This window comes from Streptomyces cyslabdanicus, from assembly GCF_052663305.1.
On record NZ_JBQRUW010000022.1, the window covers coordinates 126996 to 147895 of the forward strand.

At 71.6% G+C, this 20900-nt stretch carries 23 protein-coding genes; 12 read left to right on the forward strand and 11 right to left on the reverse strand.

Annotated features, from left to right (window positions below; all coding sequences use genetic code 11):
- Positions 1 to 139: 139 nt before the first annotated feature.
- Positions 140 to 664, reverse strand: coding sequence for a GNAT family N-acetyltransferase (locus ACTYVM_RS14595; protein WP_445526364.1), 525 nt, complete (start codon positions 662 to 664; stop codon positions 140 to 142).
- A gap of 192 nt (positions 665 to 856) precedes the next feature.
- On the opposite strand from ACTYVM_RS14595, the gene ACTYVM_RS14600 reads away from it, so the two are divergent.
- Positions 857 to 1408, forward strand: coding sequence for an NUDIX domain-containing protein (locus ACTYVM_RS14600; protein ID WP_445526365.1), 552 nt, complete (start codon positions 857 to 859; stop codon positions 1406 to 1408).
- 210 nt (positions 1409 to 1618) lie between these two features.
- On the opposite strand, the gene ACTYVM_RS14605 is transcribed toward ACTYVM_RS14600, so the two are convergent.
- Together ACTYVM_RS14605 and ACTYVM_RS14610 are read right to left on the reverse strand one after the other, a co-directional pair.
- The gene (locus ACTYVM_RS14605; protein WP_445526366.1) at positions 1619 to 1831 is read right to left on the reverse strand and encodes a hypothetical protein; all 213 of its coding nucleotides are present in this window, start codon (positions 1829 to 1831) and stop codon (positions 1619 to 1621) included.
- A 56-nt stretch (positions 1832 to 1887) separates the two neighbouring features.
- Positions 1888 to 2115: a class I SAM-dependent methyltransferase gene (locus tag ACTYVM_RS14610; protein WP_445526437.1), complete on the reverse strand. Its 228-nt coding sequence runs from the start codon at positions 2113 to 2115 to the stop codon at positions 1888 to 1890.
- On the opposite strand from ACTYVM_RS14610, the gene ACTYVM_RS14615 reads away from it, so the two are divergent.
- Complete coding sequence (locus tag ACTYVM_RS14615) at positions 2059 to 2310, forward strand: hypothetical protein (protein ID WP_445526440.1); 252 nt, start codon at positions 2059 to 2061, stop codon at positions 2308 to 2310. The genes ACTYVM_RS14610 and ACTYVM_RS14615 overlap by 57 nt on opposite strands.
- Before the next feature lie 159 nt (positions 2311 to 2469).
- On the opposite strand, the gene ACTYVM_RS14620 is transcribed toward ACTYVM_RS14615, so the two are convergent.
- Entirely contained in the window at positions 2470 to 3369 is a 900-nt protein-coding gene (locus ACTYVM_RS14620; protein WP_445526367.1) for an NmrA/HSCARG family protein, read from the reverse strand.
- On the opposite strand from ACTYVM_RS14620, the gene ACTYVM_RS14625 reads away from it, so the two are divergent.
- From ACTYVM_RS14625 to ACTYVM_RS14635, 3 genes are all read left to right on the forward strand, one after another.
- On the forward strand, positions 3360 to 4037 hold the full coding sequence (locus ACTYVM_RS14625) for a TetR/AcrR family transcriptional regulator (protein ID WP_445526368.1): 678 nt from the start codon (positions 3360 to 3362) through the stop codon (positions 4035 to 4037). The genes ACTYVM_RS14620 and ACTYVM_RS14625 overlap by 10 nt on opposite strands.
- A 238-nt stretch (positions 4038 to 4275) precedes the next feature.
- On the forward strand, positions 4276 to 4683 hold the full coding sequence (locus ACTYVM_RS14630; RefSeq protein ID WP_445526438.1) for a helix-turn-helix transcriptional regulator: 408 nt from the start codon (positions 4276 to 4278) through the stop codon (positions 4681 to 4683).
- A 173-nt stretch (positions 4684 to 4856) separates the two neighbouring features.
- A complete protein-coding gene (locus tag ACTYVM_RS14635) occupies positions 4857 to 5282 on the forward strand; it encodes a VOC family protein (RefSeq protein ID WP_445526369.1) in 426 nt (141 codons plus the stop codon).
- A 37-nt stretch (positions 5283 to 5319) separates the two neighbouring features.
- On the opposite strand, the gene ACTYVM_RS14640 is transcribed toward ACTYVM_RS14635, so the two are convergent.
- The 3 genes from ACTYVM_RS14640 to ACTYVM_RS14650 all read right to left on the reverse strand — a co-directional run bounded on the left by ACTYVM_RS14640 (position 5320) and on the right by ACTYVM_RS14650 (position 8854).
- The gene (locus ACTYVM_RS14640; protein ID WP_445526370.1) at positions 5320 to 5970 is read right to left on the reverse strand and encodes a GNAT family N-acetyltransferase; all 651 of its coding nucleotides are present in this window, start codon (positions 5968 to 5970) and stop codon (positions 5320 to 5322) included.
- Positions 5971 to 6157: 187 nt separating this feature from the next.
- On the reverse strand, positions 6158 to 7309 hold the full coding sequence (locus ACTYVM_RS14645) for a family 2 encapsulin nanocompartment cargo protein polyprenyl transferase (RefSeq protein WP_445526371.1): 1152 nt from the start codon (positions 7307 to 7309) through the stop codon (positions 6158 to 6160).
- A 138-nt stretch (positions 7310 to 7447) separates the two neighbouring features.
- Entirely contained in the window at positions 7448 to 8854 is a 1407-nt protein-coding gene (locus ACTYVM_RS14650) for a family 2B encapsulin nanocompartment shell protein (RefSeq protein WP_445526372.1), read from the reverse strand.
- A 222-nt stretch (positions 8855 to 9076) separates the two neighbouring features.
- Here ACTYVM_RS14650 and ACTYVM_RS14655 point away from each other — a divergent pair, with 222 nt between their 5' ends.
- A complete protein-coding gene (locus tag ACTYVM_RS14655; protein WP_445526373.1) occupies positions 9077 to 9994 on the forward strand; it encodes a 1-aminocyclopropane-1-carboxylate deaminase/D-cysteine desulfhydrase in 918 nt (305 codons plus the stop codon).
- Positions 9995 to 10006: 12 nt separating this feature from the next.
- Here ACTYVM_RS14655 and ACTYVM_RS14660 read toward each other — a convergent pair whose 3' ends face one another.
- Positions 10007 to 11602, reverse strand: coding sequence for a Na+/H+ antiporter (locus ACTYVM_RS14660; protein ID WP_445526374.1), 1596 nt, complete (start codon positions 11600 to 11602; stop codon positions 10007 to 10009).
- 76 nt (positions 11603 to 11678) lie between these two features.
- On the opposite strand from ACTYVM_RS14660, the gene ACTYVM_RS14665 reads away from it, so the two are divergent.
- The 3 genes from ACTYVM_RS14665 to ACTYVM_RS14675 all read left to right on the forward strand — a co-directional run bounded on the left by ACTYVM_RS14665 (position 11679) and on the right by ACTYVM_RS14675 (position 13751).
- The gene (locus ACTYVM_RS14665) at positions 11679 to 11939 is read left to right on the forward strand and encodes a UBP-type zinc finger domain-containing protein (protein WP_445526375.1); all 261 of its coding nucleotides are present in this window, start codon (positions 11679 to 11681) and stop codon (positions 11937 to 11939) included.
- A 259-nt stretch (positions 11940 to 12198) separates the two neighbouring features.
- Positions 12199 to 12615 (forward strand): ATP-binding protein, encoded by a 417-nt coding sequence (locus ACTYVM_RS14670; RefSeq protein WP_400029052.1) that lies wholly within the window; start codon positions 12199 to 12201, stop codon positions 12613 to 12615.
- Complete coding sequence (locus ACTYVM_RS14675) at positions 12612 to 13751, forward strand: RNA polymerase sigma factor SigF (RefSeq protein ID WP_445526376.1); 1140 nt, start codon at positions 12612 to 12614, stop codon at positions 13749 to 13751. Before ACTYVM_RS14670 ends, ACTYVM_RS14675 begins: the two co-directional genes overlap by 4 nt.
- Positions 13752 to 13836: 85 nt before the next feature.
- Here the strand turns inward: ACTYVM_RS14675 and ACTYVM_RS14680 are convergent, their stop codons facing one another.
- Positions 13837 to 14304 (reverse strand): hypothetical protein, encoded by a 468-nt coding sequence (locus ACTYVM_RS14680; protein WP_445526377.1) that lies wholly within the window; start codon positions 14302 to 14304, stop codon positions 13837 to 13839.
- Between the two features lie 116 nt (positions 14305 to 14420).
- Here ACTYVM_RS14680 and ACTYVM_RS14685 point away from each other — a divergent pair, with 116 nt between their 5' ends.
- Entirely contained in the window at positions 14421 to 15389 is a 969-nt protein-coding gene (locus ACTYVM_RS14685) for a diacylglycerol/lipid kinase family protein (RefSeq protein WP_445526378.1), read from the forward strand.
- Between the two features lie 316 nt (positions 15390 to 15705).
- A complete protein-coding gene (locus ACTYVM_RS14690; RefSeq protein ID WP_016639615.1) occupies positions 15706 to 15963 on the forward strand; it encodes a WhiB family transcriptional regulator in 258 nt (85 codons plus the stop codon).
- Positions 15964 to 16145: 182 nt separating this feature from the next.
- On the opposite strand, the gene ACTYVM_RS14695 is transcribed toward ACTYVM_RS14690, so the two are convergent.
- Positions 16146 to 17612: a sensor histidine kinase gene (locus ACTYVM_RS14695; RefSeq protein ID WP_445526439.1), complete on the reverse strand. Its 1467-nt coding sequence runs from the start codon at positions 17610 to 17612 to the stop codon at positions 16146 to 16148.
- 619 nt (positions 17613 to 18231) lie between these two features.
- Between ACTYVM_RS14695 and nagB the strand changes: the two genes are divergently transcribed.
- Positions 18232 to 19017 carry a glucosamine-6-phosphate deaminase gene (gene nagB / locus ACTYVM_RS14700; protein ID WP_445526379.1) on the forward strand — a complete coding sequence of 262 codons (786 nt, stop codon included), beginning with the start codon at positions 18232 to 18234 and terminating at the stop codon, positions 19015 to 19017.
- A 387-nt stretch (positions 19018 to 19404) separates the two neighbouring features.
- On the opposite strand, the gene ACTYVM_RS14705 is transcribed toward nagB, so the two are convergent.
- Complete coding sequence (locus tag ACTYVM_RS14705; RefSeq protein WP_445526380.1) at positions 19405 to 20895, reverse strand: glycoside hydrolase family 3 protein; 1491 nt, start codon at positions 20893 to 20895, stop codon at positions 19405 to 19407.
- Between the last annotated feature and the right edge of the window lie 5 nt (positions 20896 to 20900).

Sequence of the window (20900 nt, forward strand, 5' to 3'; positions counted from 1 at the left end):
CTGGTCTTTCGGCCCGCACCCGGTCCGCAGGCCGCCGAGCACGGCGTCCAGGACGGACCGGGTGCGGTCCTCTTCGCCCGGCCCCCACAACCCGTGGTGTCCTGCCGCTCCCGTCCCAGCACGCCGGAGCAGGCGTTTTCTACTCCCCTGCGTCCCGTGCGGACTTTTCGAGCAGCGTGAACGACTTTGGCCTGCCGCCTGGTTGCGGCTTGCCTTCCTTGCGTCCGACAACCTGATAGCCGGCGTTGAGGTAGTACGCGTTCAGGCGTGCGTTGCCGGCCAGGCAGTCCAGAAGTACCAACGTTCTGCCCGCCTCGGCCACACGGCGCTCGGCGACTCGCAGAAGCTCCCGCCCCGTCCCGGGCGGGACGCTGCCGTGGTCGACCATCAGCCGGTGCACGTAGCCGGCCGTCGGCGGCTGCGGCCCCCAGGCGTCCTCGTCCTCCCACCACAGCTCCCAGGCTCCGACCACACGACCGGCAACCTCCGCGAGCCACAGTTCCCCGCTGTGCATGACCCGGCGGAAGTGATCCCCGCCCAGCTCACCGGGCCGCCACTGACCAGTGACGCCCTGGGCCAGCATCCAGCGGGCAGCGCCGTCGCGCAGACGCACCACAGCGGCAAGATCGGCGTCGCGAGCAAGACGGAAGCGTAGATCGTCCACGCCGCGATCTTCGCACAGACGTCCGTATCGACATGCCGCCACGACGGTCACGCCAGTCACGCCGGATCGCCCACACCCGGGTCTCGGCCAGGTGTTCGGCCAGGAGCCCGGTACGGGGGTCAGGCACCAGCGGTGCAAGGTGCCCCGGCACCTACGATCTCGCCCGCCGCGCCAGCGGGACCCTCGCCTAACATGCCCAACAACCCGCCCGACGAAGGGATGACCGTGGTTCAGCCGACAACCGACGATCAGCCGAAGGCCCTCGAGCCGGCCGTGGGATCCATGACCCTGCTGGTCGCCGCCGTCATCGTCCACGACAAGGCCACCCACCGTGTCGTCCTCCTCCAACGCGGCGAGAACGCCAAGTTCGCCCAAGGCATGTGGGACCTCCCCGTCGGTAAGAGCGAGCCGGGCGAACCCATCACCGAAACCGCGGTCCGCGAGCTCCACGAGGAGACGGGGCTCACGGTGAAGTCCGAATCCCTCAAGGTCGCCCACATCATCCATGGCGCCCGGGGCGTGGAGGCCCCCAACGGCTTTCTCACGGTCGTCTTCGTCGCCCACGAGTGGGCGGGGAAGCCCGCGAACCGCGAACCGCGCAAGCACGCTCAGGTCCGCTGGGTCGACGCCGAGGCCATTCCCGAGGACTTCGTGGAGACCACCGCCAGCGCCCTCAATCACTACCTCGAAGGCGGGCACCACCTCAACGGCGGGCCTCAGGTCTCCCTGGACGGTTGGGGCTGACCGGCCTGACCCAGAGAACAGGACCGACCCTCGTTGGATGCCCTCGGTGTTCCCAACGAGGCCGCGCCTCCCGTCCTGCGTCCTCGGTCAGCGCGTCCAGGATCGCGAGACCGATCCCGGCCGTCTCCCTGACCGCCCGGGCCCCCAGGCCCGGACCCAGCCCGCAGAAACGCCACACAGGCGTCCATGAGGTCCGGGTGCGGCCCATTTTCAGCGGCGACAGACGAGGATCCCGCCCAGGCACCTGATCTTGAAGGACCCGTGTCGGGCGATGTGGTCGACAAGGATGGAGCGAGCCCGCTCGATCGTGGCCCCGAAGGGTACGTCGTGCTGTTCCGCCCATGCCCGGCAGGAGGCCATGTGCGCGATGACCGGCTCAGGATCGTAAACCGTGATGGTGCCGGGCAGTGCGATCGTCTCCACCCGATCGAACTCCTCCCCCAGAAAGGCCGGGGCCTTCTCCAGGGAGAAGCGTGCGCTCAGTGAGATCCGGGCCGGACCTCGTCCGGTTCCGAGCACGTCCCGGCAGCCCTCCGCCACAACTCGTCGAGTTCGGCCTTGTCCCGGTCACTGTTGGTGGAGGCGATCACCAACCCGCCACCGGCGACCACTCGGGACAGCTCCCTGACCGCCTGGGGGATGTCCGGGACGTGATACAGCATGTGCATCGCCAGGGCACCGTCGACACCCTCTGTGGCCAGCGGCAGTCGAGTGGCGACAGCGACCGGGACCGGGACGCCGACGAAGCAGCCCCGGTCGGTGACGGCGGCATCGCGTGCGGCGGACAATTCGGGGTCGCGCAGGAGCAGATGACCGCGGGCGAGATCGACATGGGCGGCGAACAGGTCACCGACCGACTGGTCGTCGTCCTCGGCACAGCGGTGGAGAATGCGAGTGTCTAGTGCCCCGGCAGGAGGTCGTATCCGCTGCAGAAGTCAGGGCACCTCGCTGCAGATCTCGACGCGTGGGTGCGACACGCGAAGGCCCCACCCGCTATCACGCGGAACAAACAGGCGAACCGGCAGCACGGCCACACACTCACAACCGCTGAAGAATCGAGGCTAACCGCGCAGGGTGGCCTTGGCCCACACGCGGAAGCTCGTCATCCGTATCCCAAGGCTCGCGGCGAATTCGGGACGCGCGGGCGCAGGGTGCGCACTCATGAACCGCTGTCCCTGGAAGAACGCCGCCATGGGATCCTCCGCACGAACAGGTTCAGGGCTGACGGGAAGCTCGATGTTCGTCCCGAGGGCCTGCGAGCGGAACCGTGCTATATCACGGAAGCTCAGGATGTCACCGGCCAGTTCGAGTTCCAGTCCGTGGAACCGCTGAGGCTCCACGAACGCCGTAGCGGCGGCCGTTGCGATGTCGTCCACCGCGACGAAGGGAAGGTGGACGTCGAGGTCGACGGCGACGAGAAGCCGGTCCGAGGTCATGTCGGCGAAGTAGAACGAGGGCCGGACGAAGTTCTCCATGAACGTGGCCGGCCGCAGGATCGTCCACTGTGGGAAGCCCGCGGTACGCACCAGGTCTTCGACGGCAGCCTTACGGCGATAGTAGTGCCGCGTGTGCGCACCCCAGCGCGCCTCGTCGAATTGCTCGACGTCGACTGTGCCCGCGCCGGAGACCGAGCTGTGCACGAAATGCTCAACACCCGCTGCGCGGGCGGCCCCGACGAGATTGCGACCGTAGCGAATTTCGGAGTCGCCTACAAGATCGTTGACGTTGGGCTGAACCGAGAATACGGCGCTGGCGCCGTCGAGGGCCGTTTTCAGCGACGTCGCATCCTCCAGGTCGCCGCGCACGACAACTGCGCCGAGATCACCGAGGGCGGCGGCGGACTCGGAATCGGGATCCCGCACCAGGGCGTGCACCGGAACGCCGGAGGCGAGCAGCGCACGGACCACAGCGCCTCCCTGATGGCCGGTCGATCCGGTGACCAGCACGAACGATGGTGACACTGACATCGCAATCCTCCCTGAACAAGCCGAACAAGAAGTGGGGTGGCACCCCGTTTGACCTCGGTTACGATATGGGGTGTCCCTCCGGTTGTCTAGGCGAGGTCGAACTGATGGCGAACCCCAAGGTCAGGCCACCGCGGTCGGACTGGCAGCGCAACCACGAACGGCTCGTCACAGTGGCCTCGGTCCTTGTCGCCCGCGACGGAGCTCAGGTCTCGCTCGAGGAGGTCGCACGCGAGGCCGGCGTGGGCTCTGCCACCTTGCACCGGCACTTTTCCTCCCGGCGGGCTCTGCTTGAGGAGGTCTTCCACGACACTGTCGAGCGCCTCCGCGAGCGGGCGAGCGAGCTGGGCGGCGCTGACCCCCGAACGGGACTTGTCACGTGGCTGGAAGAACTAACGATCTGCGCCGCGAACACGCGTGGCCTAGTCGCTGCGTTGGACGCTGGGGCGGACAACTCGCGGCAGAACGAGGACACGTGCCACGCCGTCGTGCGTGAGGCGACGGCGGTCCTGCTGGATCGCGCCCTCGCCGTGGCCGCCGTCCGACCTGAGGTCTCCCCGGACGACCTGCTCACCCTGGCCAAGGCTGTTTCCTTGGTCACCGCGGACGACCCGCCCGCCGCCCGCCGCCTGCTCCACCTCACCCTCGATGGTGTCCGTCCCTGAGCTCAGGCCCAGACCGTTGCGGCAACGATCCGACCGGTCCGGCTGGGACCACCAATCCGGCGAACCTTCCTGGTCACAGCCCTGGTAGGACTCCGTTAGCCAAGAGGCCTGAGCCGCAGTTCGTGCGGTGATCGGCGGTCGGTGCACCACTGCGGGTCGCCGTGGACTGTGAAGGGGTCCGGTCGGTTGTGCGACCGGGCCCCTTCGCCGTGCCGGCGCGTGGCATGCTGGCGGGGTGATGCCCGAAGACCTGGTGCGGTTGCGGCGGGCCCGTGACCGTATGGACCGTGAGTACGCCGAGCCGCTGGACGTGGCCGCGCTCGCGCGGACCGCGCTGATGTCGCCGGGGCACTTCCAGCGCAGCTTCCGGGCCGAGTACGGGGAGACGCCGTACGGGTACCTGATGACGCGGCGCATCGAGCGGGCGAAGGCGCTGCTCAGGCGGGGGGACATGAGCGTCACGGAGGTGTGCCTGGCGGTGGGCTGTACGTCGCTGGGATCCTTCAGTTCGCGGTTCACCCAACTCGTCGGCGAGACCCCGAGCGCCTACCGGGCGCGGTCGCACGACGACAGCGCCGTGATCCCGGCCTGTGTGGCCCGGACCTTCACCCGGCCCAGTCGAGCGGGACCGCGTCCAGCGCCCTAGTGCTGTGACCGGAAGGGTTTGCCGGGAAGCTCGCGGCGTCCGGTGCGGTGCATCGCAAGGCGGAGCATCGCCCGCGTACTGGAGGTACTCGGGTGATGCGACAACGCGGCGAGGTGCCGTGCCGGGCGCCGCGAGCCGGTGAACCTTTCCGGTCGCAGCACTAGCGTGAGGGCATGGATCTCAAACTGCGCCAGTGTTTCATCGCCGTCGACGACCACGACAAGGCGCTCACCTTCTACCGCGACGTGCTGGGGCTGGAAGTCCGCAACGACGTCGGGTTCGAGGGGATGCGGTGGGTGACCGTGGGGTCGCCGCTGCAGCCGGACGTGGAGATCGTCCTGGAGCCGCCCGCGGCGAATCCGGACGCCTCCCCCGCCGACCGGGAGGCCATGGCCCGTCTGCTGGCCAAGGGCATGCTGCGCGGGGTCATCTTCACCACCGCCGACTGCGACGCGCTCTTCGCCCGTGTCCAGGAGTTCGGCGCCGACGTCGTCCAGGAGCCGATGGACCAGCCCTACGGGGTGCGCGACTGCGCCTTCCGCGACCCGGCCGGGAACATGCTGCGCTTCCTGGAGCGGTCGGAGGGTGAGCCGTCCTGAGCCGTACCAAGCCGTCCCCGGTTCGCGGGTCGGCCGGTCAGGACCGGCCCGCGCCGGTGACCGGTTCGCGCCACATCGGCCACATGCGGGGGCCGTCCGGGATGTCGAGGGTGCGGTCGGCGAACGTGAAGCCCAGACGTGCGTAGAGGTTCGTGCTGCGCTCGCTGCTGGCCTCCAGATAGGCGGGCAGGCCCTCGCGGTCGCAGCGGTCGAGGACGTGCTGGATGAGGGTGCTGCCCAGGCCCTCCCCCTGGCGAACCGGCGCGACGCCGATCATCCACAGGTACTCGTGGGCGCGGTCGGAAGGGTGCGACTCGGCCATCAGCCGGGCGATCTCCTCGACCCGCGCGTTGGCCGGGTCGACGCTCTCGCGCAGCCGCACGGCGTCGTCCGCCTCGTCCGCCTCGTCCGGGGCTCCCGGGTCGCCCCCGCCGTCCGGGCCGTCCCCGTCGGCCGCCGGCATCGACAGCCACAGCGCGCACGCCGTGCCGTCCTCGGTCAGGTCGATCCGGCCCTCGGCGAGCACGATGTCGGTGAAGGCGGCCATCAGCCGGTGGTGGGTCGTCCGGCGGTACTCCCGCTCCGGGAAGACCCAGCCGCTCACCGGGTCGTCCTGGAAGGCCTCGTCCAGCAGCCGCACGACCAGTTCCCGGTCGTCTTCCCCCGCCGCCCGGATCCCCACGCCCATCTTCCGCCCTCTCAGCCCAAGTGCCCTTCAGAGTACGGGAGTTGAGACTAGGCGATCAGGGTCGGCCGCGCACACCGCGGGGCGGTCCGGGGCCCGCCGCACCGGAGCCGCCGGTGGCCGTACGGGTCAGGATCCGTACGGGTCCGGCGGCTCCGGGTCCTCCCCCTCCCCCCTCCCCCCGGGCGGGTCAGACGGTGCGTCGAGTCACGAACTCGGCGAGGGCCAGCAGTCCGCCCGCGTTCGCCGGATCCGGCACGGCACGGGCCAGGTCGTCCACGGCCCGGGCCATCCGGTCGGCTGCCTGGGCCTGCGCCCAGTCCCGGCCGCCGGCCCGCTCCACCACCAGCGCCATCTGCTCCTCCTCCCCGTCCCGATGGGGCCGGGCGTACAGCTCGGCCAGTTCGGCGGCGGCCGGGGTGCCGGAGGTCAGCGCGGCGACCACCGGCAGGGACTTCTTGCGGGCCGCGAGGTCGGCGCCGACCGGTTTCCCGGTGCGGGCCGGGTCGCCCCATATGCCGATGACGTCGTCGATCAGCTGGAAGGCGAGCCCCGCCTGCCGGCCGAACGCGTCCAGCGCCTCGACCTCCCTCTCGGCCGCCCCCGCGTACAGGGCCCCGACGGCACAGGCGCAGCCGAGTAGCGCGCCCGTCTTGGCCTCGGCCATGGTGAGCACCTCGGCGAGCGTGACCTCGCCGGGGGCACGCCGTTCCAGGGCGGTGTCCGCCCGCTGGCCCTCGCAGAGTTCGACGACGCAGCCCGCGAGCCGGGCGGCGGCGGCCGATGACGCCGCACACGGGTTCTGCGCGAGCAGCCCCAGGGCCAGCGCCTGGAGCGCGTCCCCGGCCAGGATGGCGTCGTTCTCGCCGAACACCGTCCACGCCGTGGGCCGGTGCCGTCGGGTGGCGTCCCGGTCCATCACGTCGTCGTGCAGCAACGTGAAGTTGTGGACCAGCTCCACCGCCGCCGCGGCCCGCGCCGCCGCCGCCCGCGCGGGCGGCCCGCCGAGCGCGGTGGCCGCCGTGAGGACCAGCGCCGGGCGGATGGCCTTGCCCCCGTTGCCCGCGGCCGGGGTGCCGTCCGCGTGCTCCCAGCCGAAGTGGTAGCGCGCGATCCGGCGCATCGAGGCGGGCAGGGAGGCGACGGCCGCCCGCAGTTCGGGATCGACCGACGCCCGTGAGCGTTCGAGGATCACCGCCGCGTCGTGCCCGTCGGGCGCGGCCGGTCCGCCCGAGCCACCGCCGGCGCGCGTGGGAGGAGGGTCGGCGGAGCCGGGTCCCGCCGGCCGCGCCGCCCCCACGGGGCGGGGCACGCCGGTCGGGCGCCGCGTCGTCTCCGTCATGAACTCAACCAATCGATCCACATCCGATCCCTGGCGAAGAGACCGCGGACGGTGGCACTTCCGCAGCCGGAACTGGGCGCATACCCTCCGGACCTACCCGGCCCGGCGAGCCGGGACACCGGGAGCCGGCCCGCGTGGTCAGCGCCAACGGCCGACCTCGATGTTCTCCAGGACGCCGAGCGCGTCCGGCACCAGCACCGCCGCCGAGAAGTACGCCGTCACCAGGTACTTGACGACGGCCTGCTCGTTGATGCCCATGAACCGCACGGACAGGCTCGGCTCGATCTCGTCGGGGATGCCCTTCGCGCGCAGCCCGATGACGCCCTGGTCGTCCTCGCCGGTCCGCAGGGCGATGATCGAGCTGGTCCGCGCCTCGGTGACCGGGATCTTGTTGCACGGGAAGATCGGCACACCGCGCCAGGTGGGGATGCGGTTGCCGCCCATGTCGATGGTCTCCGGGACCAGGCCCCGCTTGTTCAGCTCGCGGCCGAACGCGGCGATCGCGCGCGGATGGGCGAGGAACAGCTTGGTGCCGCGCCGCCGGCTGAGCAGCTCGTCCATGTCGTCGGGGCCGGGCACGCCGTCGTGCGGGTGGATCCGCTGGTCGTACTCGCAGTTGTGGAGCAGGCCGAAGTCGCGGTTGTTGATCAGTTCGTGCTCCTGGCGCTCCTTCAACGCCTCGACGGTCAGCCGGAGTTGCTGCTCCGTCTGGTTCATCGGCTGGTTGTAGAGGTCGGCCACGCGCGTGTGCATGCGCAGGACGGTCTGCGCGATGCTCAGTTCGTACTCGCGGGGGCTGGCCTCGTAGTCCACGAAGGTGTGCGGGATGTCCGGCTCACCGCTGTGTCCTGCGGCGAGTTCGACCGCCTTCTCCCCGAACCTGTTGGCGTTCTGCTCGGGAGTCGAGACCTGCCGCCGAAGGTGGTCGCGCAGCGATTCGGCGCGCTCGGCGACCTGTTCCACGTCGCGGCGGGAGAGGACGAGGACGGTGCACGCGGTGTCCGCGCGGGCCGTGTACTCCCAGATGGCGTCCGGGTCGAGGAGCGCCTGGTCGCCGAAGTACGCGCCGTTGGCGAGGACTCCGAGGACCTGGTCGTCGCCGTAGGGGCCGGTGCCGACCTTCTGGACCCTGCCGTGCGCCAGCAGGTACACCTCCTCGGCCTGGTTGCCGAAGGAGGCGATCACCTGGCCCGCCTCGATCTCGCGCCGGCGGCAGCGCTGGGCGAGTTCCGAGAGCACCTCGTCGTCCTCGTAGTCCCGCAGCGCCGGCAGTTCGCCGAGTTCGGCCGGGATGACCTCGACGCGGTCGCCGGTCTTCACGAAGGTGATGCGGCCGTCGCCGACGGCGTAGGTGAGCCGCCGGTTCACCCGGTACGTGCCGCCCTGCACGTCGACCCAGGGCAGCATGCGCAGCAGCCAGCGCGAGCTGATCTCCTGCATCTGGGGAACGGACTTGGTGGTGGTGGCCAGGTTCCGCGCGGCCGCGGTGCCGAGGCTCTGCTGCGGCCGGTCCTGCTCTGCGCGGACCTCTTCGCCTACCGACATAGAGAATTGCCCTCCCGCTCATGCCCGGCGCCCTCGGCGCCGTGCATCGATTTGCGTGCGTCAGCCTTCCAGCACGGGGCGTTGTCGTGCTATTACCCGAAAGAGCGGGAATGGATCACTGTGACCACGGGCAGAAATCGCGGATTCCGTTTCTGTGACCAGCGGATTCGCGGTGCCTCGGCGGCCGTGCCGCCGCCCGGGCCGGGCGGGGACAATGGCCGGGTGACCCGCTCCGCCGCCCCCGACCCCGCCGCGCTCTCCCCCCGGCTGCCCTCGCCCCTCCAGGAGGTCGCCGACGACCGCTTCGGCCGTCGCGGCCTGCGGCTGCTGCTCAAGCGCGACGACCTGATCCACCCGGAGCTGACCGGCAACAAGTGGCGCAAACTCGCCCCGAACCTGCGGGCCGCGGCCGGCCGGACGGTCGTCACCTTCGGCGGCGCCTACTCCAACCACCTGCGCGCCACGGCCGCCGCCGGCCGTCTGCTGGGCCTGCCGACGGTCGGCGTGGTCCGCGGCCAGGAGCTCGCCGAGCGCCCCCTGAACCCCTCCCTGGCGCGCTGCGCGGCCGACGGGATGCGGCTGCACTTCGTCGACCGGTCGACGTACCGCCGCAAGGCCGAGCCCGGGACGCTGGCGGCCCTGGTGCGCGCCGCGGGCGCCGAGGAGGCCCATGTGGTCCCCGAGGGCGGCAGCAACGCCCTGGCGGTACGCGGCTGCCGGGCCCTGGGCGAGGAGCTGGGCGAGCAGGCGGACGTCGTCGCCCTGGCCTGCGGCACCGGCGGCACCCTGGCCGGCCTGGCCGGGGGGCTCGCACCGGGCCGGCGCGCCCTGGGCATACCGGTGCTCAGGGGCGGCTTCCTGGCGGCGGACATCGAGGCCCTTCAGGAGCGGGCCTTCGGCGCCCGGCGCGGCACATGGTCGCTCGACGAGCGCTTCCACTTCGGCGGCTACGCCCGTGTCCCCGCCGAACTCGAGACCTTCGCCGAGGACTTCACCGCCCGGCACGGCGTCCCCGTCGAGCGCCTGTACGTCGCCAAGCTGCTGTACGGCCTGGTCGCCCTCGCCGGTGAGGGCGCCTTCCCGCGCGGGACGACGATCGCCGCGGTCGTCACGGGCAGCCCCTTCCCGGCGCCGGCGTGATCCACCCGGCCATCACGCCGCCTCCCGGTAGGCCGCCGCCTCCTCCAGGTCCAGCCTGCGCAGCAGCGTGCGCAGCATCTCGTCGTCGATGTAGCGGCCGTCCCGCAGGCGGACGAACACCTCGCGCTCGGCGCCGATCACGTCCCGGGCCAGCCGGCGGTAGGTGTCGTCGACCGACTCGCCGGTGACCGGGTTGGCCTGGCCGAGCCGCTCCCAGACGGAGTTGCGGCGGCGTTCCAGGACCGTGCGGAGCCGGTCGGCGAGCGGCGGGGGCAGGGCGTTGCGCTCGTCGGTGAGCAGTTCCGCCAGGCGCCGTTCGGCGGCCAGGGACGCCTGGGCCTGCGCGTTCGCCTCGGCCAGGGTCTCCGCCTGCGCGTCGCGGCTGGGGAACCTCAGCACGCGGATCAGTGGCGGCAGCGTCAGGCCCTGCACCACCAGGGTCCCGATGACGGTCGTGAAGGTCAGGAAGAGCAGCAGGTTGCGCTTCGGGAAGGGCGTGCCGTCGTGCAGCGTGACCGGGATCGAGAAGGCGATGGCCAGGGACACCACGCCCCGCATCCCGGCCCACGCGGTGACCATCGCCCCCCTCCAGGTGGGGTTCTCCTCGCGCTCCCGGACCCGCCGGGACAGCAGTCGCGGCAGGAACGTCGCCGGGTACACCCACACGAACCGCGCGGCGACGACCACCAGGAAGACGGCGACCGCGTACCAGGCGGCCTCGGCGCCGGAGTACGCCCCGAGGCCCCTGAGGACGACCGGCAGCTGAAGCCCGATGAGGGCGAACACCGACGACTCCAGAACGAACGCCACCATCCGCCACACCGCCTCCTCCTGGAGCCGGGTGGCGAAGTCGACCTCCCACGCCCGGTGGCCGAGGTACAGGGCGACGGTGACGACGGCCAGGACGCCGGAGGCGTGCACCTGCTCGGCGACGCCGTAGGCGACGAACGGGATCAGCAGGGAGAGCGTGTTCTGCGGCAGCGCCTCCTTCAGGTGGGTGCGCAGCCAGTGCAGCGGCAGCATCAGCACCAGCCCGATCCCGACGCCGCCGATCGCCGCGACCAGGAACTCCAGCACCCCGCCCGCCCAGGTCGCGCCCGCGCCGACCGCGGCGGCCAGCGCCACCCGGTAGGCGGTGATCGCGGTGGCGTCGTTGAGCAGGGACTCCCCCTGGAGGATCGTGGTGATCCGCGAGGGCAGCCCGACCCGGCGGGCCACCGCCGTCGCCGCGACCGCGTCCGGCGGCGCCACCACCGCGCCCAGCACCAGGGCCGCGGTCAGCGGCAGTCCCGGCACCAGCAGGTACACGGCCCAGCCGACCACGAAGGTCGCGAACAGCACGTACCCGACGGAGAGCAGCGCCACGGGCCGCAACTGCGCGCGCAGGTCGAGGTAGGAGCTCTCGATGGCGGAGGTGTGCAGCAGCGGCGGCAGCAGCAGGGGCAGGACCACGCCGGGGTCGAGGGCGTAGGCGGGGACCCCGGGGATGTAGGAGACCGCCAGTCCGGCCGCGACCAGCAGCAGGGGCGCCGGCACGGGGGTGCGCCGGGCGGCCCCGGCGACCGCGGCACTACCCGCCACCAGGAACAGCAGCGGCGTCACGTCCATGGTCCTCGCCCACCCATCGTTCGTAGCCCGGCGCTTTCCGCGCGGTCACTCCCACGCCCGTCGTAATCTGGCAATCATGAAACAGTGCACGCACGCCGGCGCGCTGCCGCACCCGGAGCCCGAACCCCGGAGCGACACGTGTCCGGAGTGCCTGGCGGACGGCACGCATCCGGTGCAGCTGCGGCTGTGCCTGTCCTGTGGCCACGTCGGATGCTGCGACTCCTCGCCGGGACAGCATGCGACCAAGCACCACAAGGACACCGGGCACCCGGTGATGCGGACCTTCGAACCCGGCGAGGACTGGCGGTGGTGCTTCGTGGACCACGTCCTCGTATGACCAGGACGACCGGAATGGGGGACGGTTCGACCGTCTGACGTCTGGGTACGTCAACCCGGCGCCCGCCGTTCCCATTTGGGCCCGCAGACCTCTAGCCACGGAGCGTATCCGTAGCTCTACTATGAGTGACAGCAAGGGGTCGGGGTCCCGGGACAGAAAGGCCGGGCGCGCGGTAGCGTCACCGCTGAACCATGTAGCGCGTTGTCCCGGGGGAATGCCCCCCGGCCCTGAGAGAGCTTGTACCACCTTGGAGGTGAGGGTGTCCCAGATCGCAGGCGAGCCCGCGGCGAACCAGGACTTCGTGGAGGTCCGGCTGCCGGCTGCGGGTGCCTACCTGTCGGTGCTGCGGACGGCCACGGCCGGTCTCGCGGCCCGTTTGGACTTCACCCTCGACGAGATCGAGGACCTGCGCATCGCGGTGGACGAGGCCTGCGCGATCCTGCTCCAGCAGGCCGTGCCCGGCTCGGTGCTCAGTTGCGTCTTCCGGTTGGTCGACGACTCGCTCGAGGTCACCGTCTCGGCCCCGACCACGGACGGTCACGCGCCCTCGCGGGACACGTTCGCCTGGACCGTCCTGTCCGCTCTCGCGGGCAAGGTCTCCTCCGCCGTGGACGACGACAAGACCGTGTCGATCAGCCTCTACAAACAACGCGGCGCGGGACCCGGGCCGACGTGAGGAACGGGGACGGGCCGGTGCGGGACGAAGAGCGCGGCACACGGGAGATTCCGGCCGAGGACGGGACTCCGGCGCGCGCGGACGGGGCCGGAGCCGCGGGCGGGGCCGCCCGGGGCGGCCCCGCCGCGGCCCGGCACGCGGCGGACGGTATCGACGGCATCCCGGAGCAGGCCAGGCCGCACCCGGAGGACGAGCCGCTGGTCACCGGCCACGGCGGTCCTCCCCCTCACGGGGACTCCCCCCGTTCGAGCGAAGGCGAGAACCCGGGGAAGGAGGCGAGGGCTCGGGGAAGGGCGACGGGCGGGACGATGAGCGAGCACGAGCGAAACTCCGAGGTCGCGACGCGGGCCGCACCGGTCGTGCACAACACGCGGCACGACGCCCAGGACCGCAGTGGCGCGCGTGCGATGTTCGTGGAGCTGCGCTCCCTGCAGGAGGGCAGCCCGCAGTACGCCGAGCTGCGCAACCAGCTGGTCCGCATGCACCTGCCGCTCGTCGAGCACCTCGCGCGCCGCTTCCGCAACCGCGGCGAGCCGCTGGACGACCTCACGCAGGTCGCCACCATCGGTCTGATCAAGTCGGTCGACCGCTTCGACCCGGACCGCGGCGTGGAGTTCTCGACGTACGCGACTCCGACGGTCGTCGGCGAGATCAAGCGGCACTTCCGGGACAAGGGCTGGGCGGTGCGCGTGCCGCGCCGGCTCCAGGAGCTGCGCCTGGCGCTGACCACCGCGACGGCCGAGCTGTCCCAGCTGCACGGCCGCTCCCCGACGGTGCACGAGCTCGCCGAGAAGCTCGCCATCTCCGAGGAGGAGGTCCTGGAGGGCCTGGAGTCGGCCAACGCCTACTCCACACTGTCCCTGGACGTCCCCGACACGGACGACGAGTCCCCGGCGGTCGCGGACACCCTCGGCGCCGAGGACGAGGCGCTGGAGGGCGTGGAGTACCGGGAGTCGCTGAAGCCGCTGCTGGAGGACCTCCCGCCGCGCGAGAAGCGGATCCTGCTGCTGCGCTTCTTCGGCAACATGACCCAGTCGCAGATCGCGCAGGAGGTCGGCATCTCCCAGATGCACGTCTCCCGGCTGCTGGCCCGCACACTGGCCCAGCTGCGGGAGAAGCTGCTGGTGGAGGAGTAACAGGAGCAAGCAGGAGTAAGCAGGAGTAAGGGGGGGCAGGGTCGCGGGGACCGGGCCGGCCGGGGCGGAGGCCGGCCGTTGCCGGCTACCGCTGCCCGGTCTCCCCGGCCCGGCCAGGGCCCTTGATGCCGAGGGCCGTGGTCGTCTCCGGGTTGACGAGCAGCACCAGCGCCGTGACGGCCACCACGGCGAGCGCGATGCCGGCCGGGATGGCCGCGCCGTCGGACCGCAGCAGGGTGTAGGCGACGGGCAGCGCCATGATCTGGGTGATGACCGCCGGTCCCCGGCTCCAGCCGCGGCACAGCAGCAGTCCGCGGGCGGCGAGCAGCGGCAGCAGCGCGAGCACGAGCACCGTGACACCGCCGGTGACGCCGGTCCACCGGTCGCCCTCGTGGCCGGTCAGGGCTGCGACGAGCATCCAGATCCCGCCGACCACCAGCACGAGCCCTTCCAGCGCGGCCAGCGCCGCCGCGTACGTCAGCCGCCGCGGGCGCGGACCCGGGGCGTCCGTGCCGTCCGTGGTTCTGGGGGTGCGGTTACGCTCACTGCTCACCCCAGCAGGGTAGCCCGCGCGGCCCGGACCGCCGTGTGCAGGCTCACGGCCCGCTCTCTTACCCGATCCCTACCTCGGGGTGGGGCGGGTACCACCCGGTAGGTACGCTGCACCTCATGCGTGCACTTCTCGTGGTCAATCCGGCGGCTACCACCACAAGCGCACGTACGCGCGACGTCCTGATCCACGCGCTCGCCAGCGAGATGAAGCTGGACGCGGTCACCACCCAGTACCGCGGCCACGCCCGTGACCTGGGCCGGCAGGCCGCGGACAGCGACGACATCGACATGGTGGTGGCCCTCGGCGGCGACGGCACGGTCAACGAGGTCGTCAACGGCCTGCTGCACCGCGGCCCGGATCCCGCGCGCCTGCCGCGCCTCGCGGTGGTGCCCGGCGGTTCCACCAATGTCTTCGCCCGCGCCCTGGGCCTGCCCAACGACGCCGTGGAGGCCACCGGCGCGATCCTGGACGCCCTGCGCCGGGGCAGCGAGCGCACGGTCGGCCTGGGGCTGGCCTCAGGCACGCCCGGCACCGACGACGCGGCGGTGCCGGAGCGCTGGTTCACCTTCAACGCCGGGCTCGGCTTCGACGCCGGCGTGGTCGGCCGGGTGGAGCAGCATCGCGAGCGCGGCAAGAAGTCCACGCACGCCCTGTACGTACGGCAGGTGGTCCGCCAGTTCCTCGGGGAGCAGAGCCGCCGGCGCGGGACGATCACCCTGGCGCGGCCCGGGGAGGACCCGCTCACCGAGCTGGTGGTGGCCATAGTCTCGAACACCTCGCCGTGGACGTATCTCGGCAATCGCCCGATGTACACGTCACCTAAGGCCTCGTTCGATACCGGGCTCGACGTGCTCGGTCTCAGCCGCCTGTCCACCGCCGCGGTTGCCCGGTATGGCACCCAGTTGCTCACTTCGTCCCCCGAGCGCGGACCCCGGGGCAGGCACGCCGCCTCCCTGCACGATCTGAGCCGCTTCACCTTGCATTCGAAGGTCCCGCTCCCCCTCCAGATGGACGGTGACCACCTGGGGCTGCGAAAGAGCGTGACGTTCACAGGCGTTCGCCGTGCACTGCGTGTGATTGTGTGAGTAGAAGGGCCCAAAGTCCTTTCACTCGAACGTTTAGGCAAGGATCCACCCCATGGAAGTACGGCTGTGACCTAGTCGACACCGAGGAATCAAAAAAAACTTTCCGGAAGGGGTTGTATCCGCCGCCGAGGTTTGCGAGTCTCTACGTGGCGATCGGGACGGCCCACCACACAGGCCCCAGAGATCACCGGAACCCCTCTTCACATCACAGGACCACACCAGGGAACCTGGCAGTCGGCCCTTCCCTTGTTGAGGGATTCGTGAAAGCGTTCACATTCACAAGCAACCGCACGTCACACCAAGAGAGGTAGCAGCCATGGACTGGCGTCACAACGCCGTTTGCCGCGAGGAAGACCCCGAGCTGTTCTTCCCCATCGGCAACACCGGTCCTGCGCTGCTGCAGATCGAGGAAGCCAAGGCCGTCTGCCGTCGCTGCCCGGTTATGGAGCAGTGCCTGCAGTGGGCGCTCGAGTCCGGTCAGGACTCCGGCGTCTGGGGTGGTCTCAGCGAGGACGAGCGCCGCGCGATGAAGCGCCGCGCCGCCCGCAACCGGGCTCGTCAGGCCTCCGCCTGACCACAGCCACCCCGCTGACAGCCTGAGCTTGGCGGCGCGTACAGCGAGTACGCATCTCCCGCCCCCGAGCCGCAGCGCGCAGTACCCCCGATGCGCACACAGGACGCAACGAGCGACTGGCCTCGGACCGAGTTTCGGTCCGAGGCTCTTTGCTGTGCGGGCCGCTTGTGTCGCCGCGCGGGCTACTTGTGCGGCTGCACCGGAATGTCGAGGATCACGCGCGTGCCGCGCTCGGGAGCCGGAACCATGTCGAAGGTGCCGCCCAACTCCCCCTCGACCAGGGTCCGTACGATCTGCAGACCGAGGTTGCCCGAGCTGTGCGGGTCGAAGTCGCCGGGCAGGCCCACGCCGTCGTCCTGGACGGTGACGAGCAGTCGGGCCTCGCGCGAGGTGCCGCCGCGGACCGCGGAGACCTCCACCGTCCCCGTCTCGCCCTCACGGAAGCCGTGTTCCAGGGCGTTCTGAAGGACCTCGGTCAGCACCATCGACAGCGGGGTGGCGACCTCGGCGTCCAGGATCCCGAAGCGGCCGCTGCGCCGGCCGGTCACCTTGCCCGGGGAGATCTCGGCGACCATCGCCAGCACCCGGTCGGCGATCTCGTCGAACTCCACCCGCTCGTCCAGGTTCTGGGACAGCGTCTCGTGCACGATGGCGATCGACCCGACCCGGCGGACCGCCTCCTCGAGCGCCTCCCGGCCGCGTTCGGACTCGATGCGCCGGGCCTGAAGCCTGAGCAGGGCCGCCACCGTCTGGAGGTTGTTCTTGACCCGGTGGTGGATCTCCCGGATCGTCGCGTCCTTGGTGATCAACTCCCGCTCACGGCGGCGCAGTTCGGTCACGTCCCGGAGCAGCACCAGCGAACCTATGCGTGTGCCCTTGGGTTTGAGCGGGATGGCCCGGAACTGGATCACCCCGTCCTTGGCCTCGATCTCGAACTCCCGGGGCGCCCAGCCGCTCGCCAGCTTCACCAGCGCCTCGTCCACCGGGGCCCGGGAGGGGGCGAGTTCCGCGGTGGTCTGGCCCAGGTGGTGGCCGACGAGGTCGGCGGCGAGGCCGAGGCGGTGGAAGGCGGAGAGCGCGTTGGGCGAGGCGTACTGGACGATGCCGTCCGCGTCCAGCCGGATCAGGCCGTCGCCCACGCGCGGCGAGGCGTCCATGTCGACCTGCTGGTCCGGGAAGGGGAAGGAACCGGCGGCGATCATCTGTGCCAGGTCCGAGGCGCTCTGCAGATAGGTCAGCTCCAGCCGGCTCGGTGTACGCACGGTGAGCAGGTTGGTGTTGCGCGCGATGACGCCGAGGACGCGCCCCTCCCGCCGCACCGGGATGGACTCGACGCGGACGGGCACCTCCTCGCGCCACTCGGGGTCGCCCTCCCGCACGATCCGGCCCTCGTCGAGCGCGGTGTCCAGCATCGGGCGGCGGCCGCGCGGGACGAGGTGGCCGACCATGTCGTTCTGGTAGGAGGTGGGGCCGGTGTTGGGCCGCATCTGGGCGACCGAGACGTACCGGGCGCCGTCCAGGGTGGGGACCCACAGGACCAGGTCGGCGAAGGAGAGGTCGGAGAGCAGCTGCCACTCCGAGACCAGCATGTGCAGCCACTCGAGATCGGAGTCGTCGAGCGCGGTGTGCTGGCGTACGAGTTCGTTCATGGAGGGCACGTCTGCGAGCGTACCCGGGCGTTTGTACGGTCCCGAAACACCCGGAGGCGGCGGGCCCCGAAGACACCCGCGGGCCGCGGCGCCTGAGAGGGACCCTCAGCCCTCCCGGCACCGCAGCCCGGAGCAGTATCGGCCGTGGGCGTGCGGTCCCGGTCGGCCGAAGGATGAGGAACCGGGGCAGTCAGGGCAGAGAGCTCCGGGTCCTCGGTCCGCCTTCCTGTGCGGGGAAGACGGAGGCTCGTGCGTTCACCTGTCGTGCGCGGACGGTGCCGCGCGCGGGCGCTGTTCGAGACGTCTCACAGCATTCTGGACTAGACCACTTGGTCTGTCCATGCGCGGGACGAGGTTGTTGTTTTTTCTTCCGCGACCGACGATCGGCCGGGACGGGCCGGCCGGATCTCCCGGCGCGCTGCACGCAGCGTAGCCCGCCCGGTTCGACGGTGGGGCCGAACAGGGGAAACAGAGGGGAACAGGGGTCGGGCGCGCGGGCGGACGAGCGCGGCACACAGGGGCCCGACTCTGTTAGATTGGGCTCGGATTGGTCTAAACCACATGACCCTCGTAACCGGGTCCGTCCCCTTCAGATCCTCCTCAGATCGGCAGGCCCAGCGTGGAAGTTGTCATCGTTCCGGACGCCCGAGCGGGCGGCGAACTCATCGCCGAGGCGATGGCGCAGCTGCTCCGGCGCAAGCCCGACGCCCTGCTCGGCGTGGCCACGGGCTCCACTCCTCTGCCCGTGTACGAGGCACTGGCGGCCAAGGTGCGCTCCGGTGCCGCGGACCTCTCGCGGGCGCGGATCGCCCAGCTCGACGAGTACGTGGGGCTGCCCGCCGACCACCCCGAGTCCTACCGTTCGGTACTGCGCCGGGAGGTGCTGGAGCCCCTCGGCATCGGGATGGACGCCTTCCTCGGGCCCGACGGCACCTCCGAGGACGTCCGCTCGGCCTGCGCGGCCTACGACCGGGCGCTGGCCGAGGCCGGCGGCGTCGACCTGCAACTGCTCGGGATCGGGACCGACGGGCACATCGGGTTCAACGAGCCGTGCTCCTCGCTCGCCTCGCGCACCCGGATCAAGACCCTGACCGAGCAGACCCGCGTCGACAACGCGCGCTTCTTCGACGGCGACGTCGAGCAGGTGCCGCACCACGTGATCACGCAGGGCATCGGGACGATCCTGGAGGCCCGGCACCTGGTGCTGCTGGCCACGGGCGAGGGCAAGGCGGACGCGGTCGCGGCGACCGTCGAGGGGCCGCTGGCCGCGGTCTGCCCCGCCTCGGCGCTTCAGCTCCACCCGCACGCGACGGTCGTCGTCGACGACGCCGCCGCGTCCAAGCTGAAGCTCGCCGACTACTTCCGCCACACGTACGCCAACAAGCCGGACTGGCAGGGCATCTAGTGTCGCGGCGGGCGACGTTTGCCCGTCAAGGAGCGGCGTCCGGTGCGTGCTCTCGGTGTGCCGGCCGGAAGTCCTCGTACTGGATGTACTCGGGCTTTCGGCCGGTGCGGCGAGAGGGCGTGCCGGGCGTCGCGACCGGGCAAACGTTGCCTGTCGCGGCACTAGGGCCTCTCGTTGGGATCATGCCGGGCTGATCCGAACGAAAGACCCCAGCCACTCGCGCGGCCCGATCCACGGCGAAGCCGGCCACCCCGCAGGGGGCGGCCGGCTTCGCCGTGTCGACTGCCGCAGGACTCCGCGCGGAAGGGCGGACACCTCTCCGAGCCCTGGCCCTCCGCCCTGACCCTCCGGGGGACATCCCCCGGCCGGGGACTCGGCGGCCGCCGTTCACTCGCCCGTGATGACCTCCGCCGCCGCCCGGCCGCAGACGCGGGCCGCGCCGTGGGTGGCGATGTGCAGGGCGCCGCGCGGGGCCGCCTGGGGGACGCCCATCTCGACGACCACCGTGTCCGGCCGGGCCGCGAGCAGGGTGTCCAGGGCGGCCGCCATCCAGGGGTGGCGGTGCTCGTCGCGGACGACGGCCACCACACGCCGGGTGCCGGCCTCCTGGAGCGCCGCGCGGCCCGCGTCCTCGCCGGCGAAGCTGCCCGTCCGGGTGCCCGGCAGGAGACGGCAGAGCTCGGCTGCCACGCCCCACGGGGTCTCGTCGCCGACCGCGATGTTGGCGACGGGGGTGAGGGCGGCGACGTAGGGCGGCTCCGTGAGCGGGGTGAAGCCCTCCGCGGCGGTGACGCGCAGCGCGCGCCGGGCCGCCCGCAGCCCGACCTCCGGGTCGGCGGTGCCCCGCGTACCGGCCGGGTCCGCGGCCGCGGCGGCCCAGCGGGCGAGGGCGCGGACCCGGTCGGCCGCGTCCGCCAGCCGTTCCTCGGGCAGCTCGCCGGAGCGGACCGCGGCGACCAGGGCGTCGCGCAGGCCGGTCACGGTCCCTTCGTCGGCCAGTCCGCCGCCGACGCAGATCGCGTCGGCTCCGGCGGCGACGGCCAGGACGCTGCCGCGCCGGATGCCGTAGTGGTCCGCGATGGCCCGCATCTCCATGCCGTCGGTGACGATCAGGCCCTCGTAGCCGAGTTCGCCGCGCAGGAGGTCGGTCAGCACCCGGCGGGACAACGTTGCCGGAAGGTCCGGGTCCAGGGCCGGCACCAGGATGTGGGCGCTCATCACGGCCTTGCTGCCGGCGGCGATCGCCGCGCGGAACGGGGCCAGTTCGCGCTCCTGGAGCACCTCGGCGTCCACGTCGATGCGTGGCATCGCGTGGTGGGAGTCCACGGCGGTGTCACCGTGCCCGGGGAAGTGCTTGGTGCAGGCGGCGACACCCGCGGACTGGAGGCCGGTGACATAGGCGGCGGTGTGCCGGGCCGCCAGGTCGGTGGCGGCACCGAAGGACCGTACGCCGATGACCGGGTTGCCGGGGTTGGAGTTGACGTCGGCGGAGGGCGCCCAGTTGAAGTTCACTCCGCACTCGGCAAGGCGTCTGCCGAGTTCGCGCGCGACGGCCTCGGTCAGCTCCACGTCGTCCACGGCGCCCAGTGCGTGGTTGCCGGGGAAGCTGGAGCCGGTGCGCACCTCCAGGCGGGTGACGTCGCCGCCCTCCTCGTCGATGGCGACCAGGACGTCCTCGCGTTCGGCGCGCAGTTGGGCGGTGAGAGCGGCCAGTTGTTCGGGCGAGGCGATGTTCCGGCCGAACAGCCCGACCGAGGACAGCCCCTCACCGAGGCGCCGGAGCAGCCAGTCGGGGGCCGTGGTCCCGGTGAAGCCGGGCTGGAGGACGGTCAGCGCGTCGCGGGTGATTGTGTCGGTACCGCTGGCGATTGTCGTCATCGGGT

Excerpts from the sequence above, each read along its gene's own strand:
- ACTYVM_RS14650 (WP_445526372.1), bottom strand. The coding sequence starts at position 8,854 with ATGTCGGTAGGCGAAGAGGTCCGCGCAGAGCAGGACCGGCCGCAGCAG.
- ACTYVM_RS14665 (WP_445526375.1), top strand. The coding sequence starts at position 11,679 with ATGAAACAGTGCACGCACGCCGGCGCGCTGCCGCACCCGGAGCCCGAA.
- ACTYVM_RS14660 (WP_445526374.1), bottom strand. The coding sequence starts at position 11,602 with ATGGACGTGACGCCGCTGCTGTTCCTGGTGGCGGGTAGTGCCGCGGTC.
- ACTYVM_RS14640 (WP_445526370.1), bottom strand. The coding sequence starts at position 5,970 with ATGGGCGTGGGGATCCGGGCGGCGGGGGAAGACGACCGGGAACTGGTC.
- ACTYVM_RS14630 (WP_445526438.1), top strand. The coding sequence starts at position 4,276 with ATGCCCGAAGACCTGGTGCGGTTGCGGCGGGCCCGTGACCGTATGGAC.
- ACTYVM_RS14690 (WP_016639615.1), top strand. The coding sequence starts at position 15,706 with ATGGACTGGCGTCACAACGCCGTTTGCCGCGAGGAAGACCCCGAGCTG.
- ACTYVM_RS14600 (WP_445526365.1), top strand. The coding sequence starts at position 857 with ATGCCCAACAACCCGCCCGACGAAGGGATGACCGTGGTTCAGCCGACA.
- ACTYVM_RS14685 (WP_445526378.1), top strand. The coding sequence starts at position 14,421 with ATGCGTGCACTTCTCGTGGTCAATCCGGCGGCTACCACCACAAGCGCA.
- ACTYVM_RS14645 (WP_445526371.1), bottom strand. The coding sequence starts at position 7,309 with ATGACGGAGACGACGCGGCGCCCGACCGGCGTGCCCCGCCCCGTGGGG.
- ACTYVM_RS14635 (WP_445526369.1), top strand. The coding sequence starts at position 4,857 with ATGGATCTCAAACTGCGCCAGTGTTTCATCGCCGTCGACGACCACGAC.
- ACTYVM_RS14625 (WP_445526368.1), top strand. The coding sequence starts at position 3,360 with ATGGTGACACTGACATCGCAATCCTCCCTGAACAAGCCGAACAAGAAG.
- ACTYVM_RS14695 (WP_445526439.1), bottom strand. The coding sequence starts at position 17,612 with ATGAACGAACTCGTACGCCAGCACACCGCGCTCGACGACTCCGATCTC.
- ACTYVM_RS14705 (WP_445526380.1), bottom strand. The coding sequence starts at position 20,895 with ATGACGACAATCGCCAGCGGTACCGACACAATCACCCGCGACGCGCTG.